We start from the raw sequence: 14,055 nt of genomic DNA on the forward strand, positions 1-14,055 counted from the left end.
ACTATGCCTCCTGAGCCTGATGTTTATCATGTATTTTAATCGTTTTGACCTCATATGGCCGGAAGGACAGCTTAAGGATTCCATCCTGAGCCTCCAGCGTTCCGGTCTCACCCTCCAGTAAATCCGCCGAACTGGCTCGGATCTCCTCCGCCAGCCAATCTATGGTCGCTGTGCCTCTTCTGCCTGCGGATTCGTATAATCTGATAATGGTCCCGCTGCCGTCCTCTGCGCTTTTGATCGTATCGAGCAGCACATGTTCGCTGCGGAATCCCAGCCATGCATGCGTGTCCGGGTGAATACCCGGATGCGGATGCTGCTGAACGGCCAGTAACGGCTCATTCAGATCCGCAGCTTCCTTCACCACTTGCCCCTTGCCCCAATCCCCGGAATGCGGATACAGGGAATACGTAAAGAAATGTTCGCCACGGTCTGCATTCTTATCCGGCCAGGAAGGCGCCCGCAGCAGGGACAGACGTATCACCCCGTCATGGATATCGTAGCCGTATTTGCAGTCATTCAAGAGACTGACTCCGTAATCATTCTCGGAGAGGTCTGCCCAGCGATGCCCACATACTTCGTACTGCGCCTGCTCCCAGCTTGTATTCCTGTGCGTCGGCCGCTCCAGCGCTCCGAAGGGAATCTCATAAGTGGCTTTGGTTGTAACCACATCCACCGGAAAAGCAACTTTAAGCAGCTTATGCTCTTCGTTCCAAAGCACCCGTGTCCGGAAGTCCACCCGCCGGCCGTGCCTTGGCAGCACGATCTCTTGTTCGATCACGGACGCATTCAGCTGCCAGCGGAATTTCAGGCTGATCAGAACAGACCCCCGGGTAATAACCTGCTTGTCCAGCAGTATCGCGGCTCCGGCCGGCTGCTGTTCATAACGCGAGTCCAGATCCCAAGCGTCCCATAAGGGCGGTGTATCATGAAAAAATTGCAGTTGATTAGCGTTCTGTCCAGCTGGAATCAGCTCACGGTCAGCACTCTTGTCCAACCAGCGGCTGATCTCCCCCTGCTCATTAAACTCCAGAATATAGAAATCCGTCTCCCAGCTGTCCGGGAATGGTGCAGAATCCCTAATCTCGTCCTGCTGTACAAGGTTCCCGGCTGCATCCCGCAGCCAGAAGGTACGGCAGCCAAACGCAGGAATGCCGGAGACCCGGACGGCCAGCGTATACCGCTCTCCGAGCTCATCTGCGGGCCACACCTCACTGTCCAGCAGCCCCGCTTCATCAAAGGCCTTTGCGGATGTCAGACTGTGGTCTCCCTCCAGGTAGATCATCCCTGAGCGCTCCCAGCCCAGACTGTTGAACACTACGTAAGGAGTGCCCTCCCCGTCCGTATGAACCTGCGCCGCCAATGCACTCAGCGATGAATCCAGCACCTGCTGGCCCAGACGGAAGATGTGCCCATATTCTTCTGTGGAGGTTTCATACACTTCCGGAATGGAAGTCCCCGGGATAATATCATGGAACTGATTGAGCAGCAGCAGCTTCCACCCCTCCCGGAGGATGGAATCCGCTTGTCCCGCAGCCCCCTCCCCGCCCGCCAGACGGCTCCAGATCTCAGCTTGGCGGTACAGGACCTCAGCTTTACGGTTGCTGCGCTTATTGCGGGCATGTGTGGTGAAGGTTCCCCGGTGCAGTTCCAGATACAGATCACCGTGCCACTTGGGGAGCTGGGGCTGTTGTTCATCAATGCCGGCAAAAAAATCCGCTGCGGCCGAGAAGCGGCTTGTTGGCTGGCCCGCCGCAAGCCCGGTTCGCCCAATATACTCCACCATTTCGTGTGTGACTCCGCCACCACCGTCGCCATGGCCGTAGAGCAGCATCAACTCATCATGCTGCCCCTTCTGCTCATAGGATTGCCAGTGCTCCTGAACATCCCGGGGATGGGTATGCTCATTTACCCCGTGATTCTGATAAGCCACGATGGACGTACCATCAATGCCTACCCATTGGAACAGCGTATGCGGGAATACGTTGGTATCATTCCAGCCCAGCTTGGTGGTCATGAAATAATCGATTCCGGCCTGTTTAAGCAGTTGAGGAAGTGACGCACAATAGCCAAAGGTATCGGGCAGCCATTCGATCCTGGAGCGCTTGCCGAACTCCTGCTCATAGAATCCTTGTCCATACAGCATCTGCCGCACCAGCGACTCCCCGCCGGGAAGATTCAGATCCGGCTCGACCCACATGCCGCCGACCAGCTCCCAACGCCCTTCGGCGACTCTGGCCTGAATTCTTGCATACAGCTGCGGGTCATACTCCTTAGCAAAAGCATAGAGCTGTGGCTGACTCTGGGAATATCGGAAATCCGGGTACTTATCCATCAAGGTACACACAGTAGAGAAGGTACGGCTCACCTTCCGTACAGTCTCTCTTACCGGCCATAACCAGGCGATATCAATATGCGATTGCCCAACCATATGCATAGTCCCGTTCTGCTGTCCGGGGGGCTTCTCAGCAGACACAGCCTGCTGCAAGCCTCTCTCAGCCTGACGGACCGCGCCTTCCGCGGCAAGTCTTGCCGGCTCCATATACAGCAGGTCCATGGTCTGCGCAAGTGCCAGCTCCATGCGCAGGCGGCGCATGTCATCCACAGGCAGCAGCACTGCTGCTTCGTGAGCAATCTTCACCGTGTGCAGCAGGCTGTATACCGGCTGGTTCACACCTGCCAGCGAGAGCGATATCCCCTGGACCGGGGCCTGAATGTTCGCCTGGCGGTTCAGAGGATCTTCAGGCTCTGGGACCGGGTCATACAGTTCAATGTCGAGCGTAAGCGACTTGCCCGCCGAACCGGCAGGGAGCGGGATGAACCAGTGATTCCGGTCCAGCCCATGATAGCTGCGCCCATCTATCCGCAGCAGGCCTTCGCCTCTGCCATGGTAGAGCAGCGCCGCTTCCTCTGCCTGCCATTCCTGCGGAACTATAATTTCCTGATGCAGAAAATAGGTTGTTCCATGTCCTCCATCCAGCCGGTCAACCTCCCGGTTCTCCCAGCCTTCCGTCTCATATTCGTACACACCGGGTGTGATATAACGGGATTTACGTAGCTGCCATTGCCGAAGCTCTATGACCTCGGTCCACTGCCTCTTCGCCAGCCAGTCTATAAAGCGTTCCATCCGCTTCACGCTTCATCCACCCCCGATTCGACACGCAGCGGTGCCGATAGATATTCCCCGGAATGAGGTCCTACCATCACCGTGAAATCTCCATCCTCCACTACCCGCGACAGATCAGCAGAGACGAATTCAAGCTGCTCGCGGCCTACGCTGAAAGTAACGGTCTGCGTCTCACCGGGCTGCAGGGTGATTTTGCGGAAGCCCTTGAGCGACTTCTCCGGACGTGTAATCGTAGAGGCCAGATCTGAAATGTAGAGCTGAACCACCTCAGCCCCGGCTCTGGCTCCCAAGTTGCTGACCTGCACAGATACAAGCGCTTCTCCATCCGCACCGATGATCGCCGGCTCTACCTGCAGATGGCTGTACTTAAATTCACTGAAGCCCAGGCCGAAGCCAAACGGATATTCCGCATGGAAATCCGTCTCCAAATACCGCTTGCCTCTCGTTCTGCGTTTGTAGTAGTACACCGGGAGCTGCCCCACATGTTTGGGTATGCTGATGGTCAGCCGGCCGGAAGGATTCACCTCGCCGAACAGAATATCGGCAATCGCATGGCCTCCTTCCTGCCCCGGATACCACGCTTCCAGGATGGCATCGGCATGCTGCACAATCCATGGCTCGGCAATCGGACGGCCGTTGATATAGACGATCACCAGCGGCTTGCCCAGCTTATGAAGCTCCTGCACCAGTTCCAGCTGCACACCCATGAGATGAAGTGTAGAACGGTCGATTCCCTCGCCACATTCCATATCGCTCCAGGCATGTTCGGTCACCACGGACGCTCCGGTAAGCAGATCAATCGTACCTTCCCCGAAGTCTCTGGCACTGGAACCGCCTATAGCCAGAACAACAACATCTGCCTGCGCTGCACATTCCAGCGCATACGCGAATCCTTCCCGCGAATCGCCTTTAATCCGGCAGCCCGGCGCATAAAGCACACGGTCCGGGTCCCCGCCAAGAGCGCTGCGGATCCCCTCCAGAACGGTCACAATCGCTCCCTTAGGCTGTGGTGAAGTGTAGTCGCCTAACTGATTGTAAGGATTATCTGCATTCGGTCCTATCACCGCTACGCGCCCGATGTTTGGAGATAGAGGCAGCGTCGCCGCCTCATTCTTGAGCATGATGATACTCTCGCCGGCTATGCGGCGGGCGAGCTTGCGGTGCTCCGCTGATCCGATCAGCTGTTCAGCCCGGTCCGGGTCAGCAAAGGGACGGTCGAACAGGCCCAGTGTAAACTTCATTTCCAGAATGCGGGACACGCCGCGGTCCAGATCAGACTCGTGCAGCCGTCCGGCGGCGATAGCCGCCCCGAGATGCTGCTCCAGCATCTCGCCCGACATTTCCATATCGATTCCGGCCAGCAGCGCCTGCGCCACTGCCGCTTCCCCGCTGTCAGCAGTGTTATGGCCATTCGTCAGCATCCCGAGCGCACCGCAGTCCGTGATGACAAATCCGTCGAAGCCCCACTGCTCCCTAAGCACATTCTGCAGCAAATAATGGCTGGTGGTACAAGGAACACCATCAATTTCGTTATAGGCGGTCATTAAAGAGCGGGCTCCGGCCTCTACAGCCTTGCGGAACGGAAGCAGGTCAACCTCATGCAGCTCGCGCAGACCCATGTGTACCGGCGCAGAATTCCGTCCTCCTTCCGAACTGCCATAGGCCGCGAAATGCTTCAGGGTAGCCAGAACGGCATCCTCGGCATCCAGACGCTCTCCTTGCAAGCCTTTGACAGCCTCCACACCCATAGCCGCTATAAGAAACGGATCTTCGCCAAAAGTCTCCTCCGTCCGCCCCCACCGGGGGTCACGCACCACATCCAGCACCGGCGAGTAGGTCGCCGCTCCGCCCTGACTGCGGGTCTCCACAGCTACGGCACGGCACATCTCACGATATAAATCAGGATTCCACATACTGCCCAGGGCCAGCGGCACCGGAAATACGGTCGCTCCAATCGCCATATGCCCATGCGAGCATTCTTCTCCGAACAGGATCGGAATGCCCAGGCGGCTCTCCTTCATGGCGTATGCCTGAATTTCGTTGACCGCCTCCGCTCCTTCTCTGGGCGAGAGCCCGCTCTCCAGGGTAACACCTGTCCACGGATCGGCCCGGAGGGTTCCGTACAAGGAACCCACACCGCCGCGGGCAACCTGGCGTTTGAACGACTCCGTCATAAGAGTTGTCCCATCCGGCTGCTTCTCGTAACACTGCCATCCGAAGGGCTGGACCATCTGTCCAATCTTCTCTGTAAGGGTCATACGCTGCAGCAGGTCCTGAACCCGGTCTGCTACAGGAAATGTCTTATCCTTATATTTCATTTAGGGCCGCACCTTTCTGCATGAAAGAGTTCTATTCTCGATTAGTTGGATTTCCAGCGGTCATAAGCGGCCTGATTAATTTCAGCTACCCGTTCACCGCCCATTTTCTTCACCGTATCCAAGTATTTATCCCAATTGCCGAACGGCTCGGCGCCAGTGATGAACTTGGCTTCCATCTGCTTCACATAGGTGCTCAGATCCGAGTTGAGACTGCTGATTTCAGTCTGTTCTTCCACAGTCAGGAACAAGGCAGGGAACGGAATACGCGCTCCTTTATCGAGCAGCTTCATCTTTGTCTCTTGCTCCACCCACAGGTCGAAATCCGTCTTCAGCCCTTTGTTAATGTCATCCATGGACAGTGTAGGAGCCGGAATACCGTAGTTAGGGGTCAATGTAGCCCGGTAGTCTTCCATTTCTTTGCCGTCAGGTACAGGCAGGTACTGCTTGACTCTTCCTTCCTTATCGGTATATTCCCAGAGCGTGCCTTCCGGTCCTTTATTGAAGAACAGGGCACCCTCGTAAGAGTATAAATAGTCCACCCAACGCATGGAGGCTTCCGGCTGCGGATTGCTCTCCGTGATGGCAAAGGCTCCTGTTGTAATTCCCCGGTTCTTAGCTATGGCCGGTGCATCCACCGAATCGCTTTTTACAGGTGTGAACATCGGATCATTGGTGGAAGGCTCTCCGCCCTTGGTCATATAAGCATGCCAATCAGAGAATAGGGCAACCCGGTTGTTCTGCGCTTTGGCCTTCTTCTGTTCCGCCGTCTGCGAGAAGCTCTCATGGTCCAGCAGCTCCTCCGCCCACAGCCGGTTCATATAGACCAGATATTCCTTGTAACCTTCCTCAAGCGGCGTGTAGTGTACTTTATCTGCATCATCCACATAAATCTCTTCCTCATAAACGCCAAAGGCACCCAGCAGCCAGGTCCGGATATCCCGCAGATTGGCGGAGGTCACCGTGACCGAAGAGATCGGAAGTTCATCCGCCAGCCCATTGCCGTTCGGATCTTCCTCTTTGACCCGCTTCAGATAGGTGTATAGCTCCTCAGTCGTTTCGGGAAGCTTCTCAATATTCAGCGCCTTCAGGAAGTCACCGTTATACCAGAGCGGGTTGCGGTACCAGTGCTGGCTGAATTCGACAACCGGCAAAGAATAGATATGCCCGTCCGGAGCAGTGATAGATTTGCGGACATCCGGGTTCTCCTCCAGCAGCGCTTTGAAATTCGGTGCATATTCGTCAATGAGATCTTCCAGCGGAATCAGAATGCCCTGTTCCCCGTAATTCATCTGCTCCGCAGTCGTCAGACCTGCGGCATAAAAAATATCCGGGTAGTCCCCACTGGCGAACACCAGATTCTTCTTCGTCTCGAAGCTGTCTTTAGGCGCGTTCTGATATTCAAGCGTAATGCCGGTCTTCTCCTGCATCTGCTGAAGCACGGCCATGTTCTCCCAGTTCTGAATACCCACATCAGGTGCCATCATCTTCAAGGTAACCGGCTTGTCCACAATCGGAAAACCTTCCTTGCTCACCGTAACTCCCCCGGTTCCCTCTCCGCTTGTATCTGCATTATTGGAATTGCCGCAGCCTGCCAGCAAGGTCAGGCCCATAACTCCGGCCAGCATCATTTTCCACGTTTTACTTTTTGTCTGCATGATGAATCCTCCCTTTCGATCGTTAAGCGAATTTGGTTATCCCTTTACTGATCCAATCATAACGCCTTGCACAAAGTAACGTTGCAGAAACGGATATACAGCGATGATGGGAAGTGTGGAGACTACAATCACTCCATATTTGATCAGCGATGCTGTCTCCGCCTTGGAATTCATGGCCATAGCCACCTCACCGTTGATCGCAGCACCTGTGGTTTCCGCCGACATCTCCTGAAGGACGAGAATCTGACGGAGAACCATCTGCAGCGGATACTTGGATTCGTCATTCAAATAGATCAACGACGGGAAATAACTGTTCCAATGTCCTACTCCGTAGAACAGGGCCATCACGGCTACAATCGGCGCGGACAGCGGTAAAATAATGCGGATAAACAGCCTCAGATTCGTACAGCCGTCGATGTGGGCCGCTTCCTGCAATTCCTTCGGAATCGTGGACTGAAAAAAGGTGCGGGCGACGACGATATTCCATACCGATGCGGCAACGGGCAGAATCAAAGCTCCCATACTGTTGATAAGACCCAGGTTCTTGATCAGGAGATAGCTCGGCACCAGGCCGCCGCTGAAGAACATCGTGAACAGAATGAAGCCCATGAACAACTGCCGTCCGACAAAATCCGATCTGCTGAGCGCGTAGGATGCAGGCAAGGTGACCGCCAGATTCAGAAGAGTACCTAGCGCCGTGTAGATGATGGTATTCATATAACCGTTCCATATTTTTGGATTCTCGAATACAAGCTTATAGCCGTCTAAGGTCAGATTCTTGGGGAACAGCCACATCGCTCCCGAATTGACATCCTGTGGGCTGCTGATGGATGCGCTGAGAATATAAATGAGCGGATATACGACCACAATCAGCGCCAGACACAGGTAGATATAGGTACTTACAAGGAACCATTTGTCGCCCCGGGACTCTTTCAGGGTAGTTACCATAAATTATAACTCCTTTCTACCAAAGGCTATTCTCACTCGTGCGTTTGGCAATCTTATTCACAGTAACCAGCAGAATGACATTCACAACCGAGTTGAACAGTCCTACAGCTGTGGAGAAACTGTATTGAGCATTCACTAGACCAGCCCGGTATACATAGGTGGAGATTACATCAGAAGCTTCCATATTAAGTGAGTTCTGCAGCAGTAGAATTTTCTCGAAGCCGAGACCCAGAATGTTGCCCATGTTCAGAATCAGCATAATGGTAATGGTGGGTACAATCGTCGGCAGGTTGATGTGCAGCATTCGCTTAAAGCGGCTGGCACCGTCAACAATCGCAGCTTCATGCAGCTGCGGGTCAACCCCCGATAAGGCAGCCAAGTAAATGATCGTTCCCCAGCCTGTGCTTTGCCATACCCCTGACAGTACATACACCGTTTTAAACCAGGCGGGATCTGTCAGAAAAGCCGCAGGCTCCATTCCCAGCAATTCGATGAACCGCACAATCATTCCGGTCGAGGGCGACAGGAAGGTTATGATCATCCCTGCCATGACGACTACTGAGATAAAATGCGGTGCATAGGTAACCGTCTGGACCGTTTTTTTGAACGGACCGTTCCGTACTTCATTGAAGGCAAGCGCCAGAATAATCGGCAGCGGAAACCCGATCGCGAGTTCATAGAAGCTGATGCTGAATGTATTCCACAGCAGATCCCAGAAATAATAGGAATTAAAAAAACGTTCAAAATGTTCAAAACCGACCCACGGACTGCCCGTGATTCCTTTGGAAGGAATAAAATTCTTAAAAGCAATCTGGATGCCGTACATCGGGCCGTAATGAAACACAAGGAAATACAGTAATGCCGGAGCCATAAATAAATATAGTTCCCAGTTCTGCCAGATTCTTTTGCCAAGGGACTTGTTCTTCAAATGATTTCCGGATACCGCTGTAAGTTGTCTTTTCCCCTTCATTCTTCCCCTCCTCTCTATATTACGGTTAGTGGTAACATTAAGCCGTATAGCCGCTTCACATGGTCGCATGCAACTTCTGCTAACGCTTACATGACAAAGTGTAGACAAACGAACTTGACACCGTAAATATGTAGATTCTGCATTGTCATCTTAAGATCCGCCCAAACCGCGCTGCATCAGTCCTTAGAGCTGTCATGAACAAAAACGGCCGCCGGATGCGGCTCTGCCTGAAATGTGTGGATTATGAACCGCCCCGCAGGCTGCAAAAGTTACATATTGTGATCACCGGACAGGTATGCAAACATTTGCTACGAATGCCTGACTAAATGATTGACTGACGATTAGGAGGTTTTGTTATGACCCGTACAACCGCTCACCTGATCTCCCATACGCATTGGGACCGGGAATGGTACATGCCTTACGAACGTCATCATGTACTGCTGACCGAGTTGATGAACGAACTCCTGGAGACCCTGGAGCAGGATGAACGTTACCGTTATTTCCACCTGGATGGACAGACCATAATTATTGAAGACTATCTTCAGATCTATCCCGGGAAAAGAGAAACGCTGGAACAATTCATCCGCGAAGGACGGATTATCATCGGTCCCTGGTATGTACTGCAGGATGAGTTTCTGACCAGTTCGGAAGCCAACGTCCGCAATCTGCTGACTGGTCACCAGGATGCGGCGAAGTATGGAGTCATCTCCAAGCTGGGGTACTTCCCCGATTCATTTGGCAACATGGGTCAAGCCCCCCAACTGCTCAGACAGGCCGATATTGAGACTGCGGTATTCGGTCGCGGTGTGAAGCCGACGGGATTTGACAATATGGTCGGCGAGCTGAACAGTTCCAGCTATGAATCGCCTTACTCCGAAATGTTCTGGACTTCTCCCGACGGCTCAAGCGTGCTCGGGCTGCTGTTCGCCAATTGGTACAGCAACGGCAACGAGGTGCCTGCCGGGCCGGAGGAAGCTCAGGTGTTCTGGGATAAGAAGCTGGCCGATGCCGGGAAATACGCATCTACGCCAGAGCTGCTGTTCATGAATGGGTGCGACCATCAGCCTGTGCAAAAGAATCTGGGAGACGCGTTGGACACCGCCAAGGTGCTGTACCCGGATGTGGACTTCGTACACTCCAGCTTCGAGCAGTATTTGAATGCGCTTAAGCCTTCGCTGCCTGCCGATCTCGTGACCGTAAACGGTGAGCTCCGCAGCCAGCATACCGACGGCTGGGGAACGCTGGTCAATACCGCATCTGCCCGTGTCTATCTTAAGCAGCTGAACCAGCAAGGGCAGACGCTGCTGGAGAAGGGAGCCGAACCTCTAGCCACACTGGCGCACCTGGTCAGCGGCCGGGCCTATCCCCACCCATTATTAACCTACGCCTGGAAGACCCTGATGCAGAATCATCCGCATGACAGCATCTGCGGCTGCAGTGTGGACGAGGTCCACCGCGAAATGGTGGGACGCTTCGAGAAGAGCCGGCATGTCGCTGATGCTATCATTGAAGAGAGCCTGACGGCCATTGCCGGAGAGGTAGGTACCTCTGCGGTGGGTGCATGGGATGCATCCGCTATCCCTGTAGTCATCTTCAACACAACCGGCTGGGAACGCAGCGGCACGGTAAGCGTAGAGGTGATCGCTGCCAAGCGTTATTTCAAAGAGGGACCGAATCCGGCGGCCATTGCCGAAGCGCTGGACCAGCTGGAGCTTCATCTGGAGGGAGGCCGGCTGATGGACGAGCACGGGCAGAGCCTTGCTGCCCGTGCGGAGGATTTGGGCACTCATTTCGGATATGAGCTGCCGAAAGACCAGTTCCGCAAGCCGTACATGGCACGCAAAATCCGGCTGACCTTTGAAGCCGGACAGGTGCCGCCGCTTGGGTTTAAGACCTTCGCCTGGACCGTGTCACCCGATACGCCTGCTGAGGCTGCCGCCAGCCCGCTGACGCTGATGGAGCGGGGCATGGCCAATGACTTCCTGGCCGTTCAATTCCGGGAAGACGGCTCCTATGATGTGACAGACAAACGGACCGGCCGGATCTTTGCAGCGCAGGGCATCTACGAAGACTGCGGCGATCTCGGCAATGAATATGTGTTCCGTCAGCCGGATCACGATATTCCGCTGACTACCCGGGGTCTTCCGGCCCGCATCTCACTTGTTGAGCATGAGCCCTTCCGCATCACTTACGAGATCGTGCATGACTGGCAGATTCCGGCTTCCGCCGATGCTTCGTTCGAGGAAGAGAAGCGCAGGATGGTTCCTTTCAGACAGCGCAAGGCATCACGCTCTGTTGATCAAGTGCCGCTGCGTATCGTAACCCGGGTCAGCCTGGAGGCTGGCGGAACAGGCATACAGATGTCTGCCACCTATCATAATCAGGCCAAAGATCACCGGCTGCGTGTTCTCTTCCCTACCGGACTTACAGCTGCTACCCATCTGGCCGATTCCGTATTTGAAGCGGCCGAGCGTGATACTCACCCCGCTCCGGATTGGATCAATCCGAGCAATGCCCAGCATCAGCAGGCATTTGTCAGCGTATCCGACGGCAGCGCCGGTCTCACGATTGCCAACAAAGGTCTCAATGAATATGAGGTGCTGCGCGACGGGAAGAACACCATCGCCGTTACGCTGCTGCGCTCCGTATCAGAGCTGGGTGACTGGGGGGTATTCCCTACACCGGAGGCCCAGTGCCTGGGTCAGCACACTGTGGAGTTTGCTCTTACTCCTCATGCGGGAGAGGCCATCGAGTCGGAGGCATTTGCCTGGGCCTATCAGTATCAGGTCCCCTGGTTCGCCGTTCAGACCGGATGGCAGCAAGGTTCATTGCCAGCCACCTATCAGCCGCTGCAATGGCACGGCCGCACGCTGGCACTATCGGCGTTCAAAATGTCCGCGGCGCATGAGGATGTAATCTTACGCTGGTACAATCTGGCGCACCAGGAGCAGGATGTTACGCTTAAGGCTAATTTCCCTGTGGATAACATATACGCGAGTGATATTCTGGAGCGGCGGAAGCACACCGAGGAGCTTGAAGAAGGAACACTTCGCCGAAATGTGGGCCAAGCCCAAATTGTCACCTATGCGCTAAGTCCGGTTCAACACCAAAATTGAGGATGACCAGGAGGAATTCGACCCATGAACTTGCCAGCTTCCATTACTGAGTACCTGAACGAAGCCGACGAACAGCTCGCCCATCACCCCAAACTGCAGCAGCTGTTCCGAAACTGTTTCCCTAATACGCTGGAGACTACAACCAAGCTGCTTGATGACGGAACCACCTTTGTGTTCACCGGCGATATCCCGGCCATGTGGCTGCGCGATTCCACCGAGCAGGTGCGCCACTACATTCCTTTTGCCAAAAAAGACCCGGAACTCCAGCGGATTCTCCGCGGCCTGATTGCCCGGCAGATGTTCTACGTGAACATTGACCCGTACACCAATGCTTTTAACGAAACAGCAAGCGACAAGCATTACCGGGACACTGATGACTGCAATCTGAATCCATGGATGTGGGAGCGCAAATATGAGCTCGACTCCCTCTGCTTCGTAGTACAGCTGGCTTATATGTATTGGAAGGAAGCGGAGCAGACCGACATTTTTGACCCTGCCTGCTACCAGGCGCTGACCTCCATCGTGGACGTGGTCGGTACCGAACAGCATCATGGCGAGCAATCACCCTACCATTTTGTGCGCCAGACGCTGCAGGATACGGAGACCTTGCAGAACAACGGGCGCGGCATGCCCGTCAATTATACCGGCATGAGCTGGTCCGGCTTCCGTCCCAGCGATGACAGCTGTGAGTTCGGCTATAATATCCCTTCGAATATGTTCGCCGTGGTCATTCTGGGATATATCGGGGAGATCGCAAGTGAGATCTATAAGGATGAGCGACTGGCCGCCCGGTCCGCCAAGCTGCGCAAAGAGATCGACTTCGGCATCCGGACGTACGGAATCGTGAATCATCCGAAATACGGCAGAATCTATGCTTATGAAACTGACGGCTACGGTAATTATTCACTGATGGATGATGCCGGGACGCCGGGACTGATCTCGATTCCTTATATCGGTTATGTAGGTGCGGATGATCCGATCTATCAGAATACCCGCCGGTTTGCCCTCAGCTTTGACAATCCGTTCTACTTTGAAGGACAACATGCCAAAGGGATCGGCAGTCCGCATACGCCGGGAGGTTATGTGTGGCATATGGCCTTGTCCATGCAGGCGCTGACGGCAGACAACGATGAGGAGATCAAAGAACTGATCGATATGCTTATCCGCACAGACGCTGATACCGGGTATATGCACGAAGGCTTCCATCCGGACGATCCCGCCGACTTCTCGCGCGAGTGGTTCGCCTGGTCCAACAGCCTGTTCGCTACACTGATCAGCAAGGCCATAGATAAAGGGCTGGTCTAGACCCTCAGTCCTGTAACCGGCATGATCAAAAAGTAATGGCTGCGTCCTCCTTATTCAAGGAAGCCGCAGCCGTTTTTTTGCCAATATCCGCTTCATACGCAGACCTAGGCAGCCTCACCATATAAGTTCATTACTGGTATGAATCTCAGAAACAAAATAAATAGGGGAATTATGCTAAATATTCCTTATCTATATTACGATAATAGTTATTATGGAGTGGTTTTTAAGGAAAACCCATTTCTTTACATTACTTTAGGAGGAGATTATACGCAAATGGGAAGCTATAACCTGGCAGCAGACAATGCTGCAAAGAGATTAAACGTTAAAGTAGAAGGCACAATGTCTGAGAAGGATGCAGGGGGATTCATCGAGCAATACAACCAAATCGTCAGCACCTTTGATCCAACTGAGTATGAAATTGTACTGGATTGCACAACTCTGAATGTATCCACATCAGATGTTCTCCCCATGCTGGAGCAATGCTACATCCTCTACAAGCAGTCCGGTTTCCATAAAGTAGTCTTCACGATTGCCAAGAATCCTGTGCTCAAGATGCAGCTTGGCCGGGTGGCGCGCTCTACCAAGCTGGAAAACTACGAAATTATCGAATTATAGGAGG

8 protein-coding genes are annotated in these 14,055 nt (G+C 54.0%); 3 read left to right on the plus strand and 5 right to left on the minus strand.

What is annotated here, in order from left to right:
* Position 1: 1 nt before the first annotated feature.
* From B9T62_RS27525 to B9T62_RS27545, 5 genes are read right to left on the minus strand one after another with little or no spacing between them, the layout of a single operon-like run.
* Entirely contained in the window at positions 2–3,133 is a 3,132-nt protein-coding gene (locus tag B9T62_RS27525) for an alpha-mannosidase (RefSeq protein WP_087918195.1), read from the minus strand.
* The gene (locus B9T62_RS27530; RefSeq protein WP_087918196.1) at positions 3,130–5,442 is read right to left on the minus strand and encodes a glycoside hydrolase family 3 N-terminal domain-containing protein; all 2,313 of its coding nucleotides are present in this window, start codon (positions 5,440–5,442) and stop codon (positions 3,130–3,132) included. The genes B9T62_RS27525 and B9T62_RS27530 overlap by 4 nt, the downstream gene beginning before the upstream one ends.
* Before the next feature lie 41 nt (positions 5,443–5,483).
* On the minus strand, positions 5,484–7,097 hold the full coding sequence (locus B9T62_RS27535; protein WP_087918197.1) for an extracellular solute-binding protein: 1,614 nt from the start codon (positions 7,095–7,097) through the stop codon (positions 5,484–5,486).
* A 36-nt stretch (positions 7,098–7,133) separates the two neighbouring features.
* Complete coding sequence (locus tag B9T62_RS27540; protein ID WP_087918198.1) at positions 7,134–8,045, minus strand: carbohydrate ABC transporter permease; 912 nt, start codon at positions 8,043–8,045, stop codon at positions 7,134–7,136.
* A 16-nt stretch (positions 8,046–8,061) separates the two neighbouring features.
* The gene (locus B9T62_RS27545) at positions 8,062–9,015 is read right to left on the minus strand and encodes an ABC transporter permease (protein WP_087918199.1); all 954 of its coding nucleotides are present in this window, start codon (positions 9,013–9,015) and stop codon (positions 8,062–8,064) included.
* A 356-nt stretch (positions 9,016–9,371) separates the two neighbouring features.
* Between B9T62_RS27545 and B9T62_RS27550 the strand changes: the two genes are divergently transcribed.
* The 3 genes from B9T62_RS27550 to B9T62_RS27560 all read left to right on the plus strand — a co-directional run bounded on the left by B9T62_RS27550 (position 9,372) and on the right by B9T62_RS27560 (position 14,051).
* Positions 9,372–12,131, plus strand: a complete 2,760-nt coding sequence (locus B9T62_RS27550) for an alpha-mannosidase (RefSeq protein WP_087918200.1) — start codon at positions 9,372–9,374, stop codon at positions 12,129–12,131.
* A gap of 24 nt (positions 12,132–12,155) precedes the next feature.
* A complete protein-coding gene (locus tag B9T62_RS27555) occupies positions 12,156–13,436 on the plus strand; it encodes a glycoside hydrolase family 125 protein (RefSeq protein WP_087918201.1) in 1,281 nt (426 codons plus the stop codon).
* A gap of 273 nt (positions 13,437–13,709) precedes the next feature.
* Positions 13,710–14,051 (plus strand): hypothetical protein, encoded by a 342-nt coding sequence (locus tag B9T62_RS27560; protein ID WP_087918202.1) that lies wholly within the window; start codon positions 13,710–13,712, stop codon positions 14,049–14,051.
* The last annotated feature ends 4 nt before the right edge of the window (positions 14,052–14,055 follow it).

It is taken from the genome of Paenibacillus donghaensis (assembly GCF_002192415.1).
In the GTDB taxonomy this organism is placed as follows: Bacteria; Bacillota; Bacilli; order Paenibacillales; family Paenibacillaceae; genus Paenibacillus_AQ; species Paenibacillus_AQ donghaensis.

Excerpts from the sequence above, each read along its gene's own strand:
- B9T62_RS27530 (WP_087918196.1), bottom strand. The coding sequence starts at position 5,442 with ATGAAATATAAGGATAAGACATTTCCTGTAGCAGACCGGGTTCAGGAC.
- B9T62_RS27535 (WP_087918197.1), bottom strand. The coding sequence starts at position 7,097 with ATGCAGACAAAAAGTAAAACGTGGAAAATGATGCTGGCCGGAGTTATG.
- B9T62_RS27540 (WP_087918198.1), bottom strand. The coding sequence starts at position 8,045 with ATGGTAACTACCCTGAAAGAGTCCCGGGGCGACAAATGGTTCCTTGTA.
- B9T62_RS27545 (WP_087918199.1), bottom strand. The coding sequence starts at position 9,015 with ATGAAGGGGAAAAGACAACTTACAGCGGTATCCGGAAATCATTTGAAG.
- B9T62_RS27550 (WP_087918200.1), top strand. The coding sequence starts at position 9,372 with ATGACCCGTACAACCGCTCACCTGATCTCCCATACGCATTGGGACCGG.
- B9T62_RS27555 (WP_087918201.1), top strand. The coding sequence starts at position 12,156 with ATGAACTTGCCAGCTTCCATTACTGAGTACCTGAACGAAGCCGACGAA.
- B9T62_RS27560 (WP_087918202.1), top strand. The coding sequence starts at position 13,710 with ATGGGAAGCTATAACCTGGCAGCAGACAATGCTGCAAAGAGATTAAAC.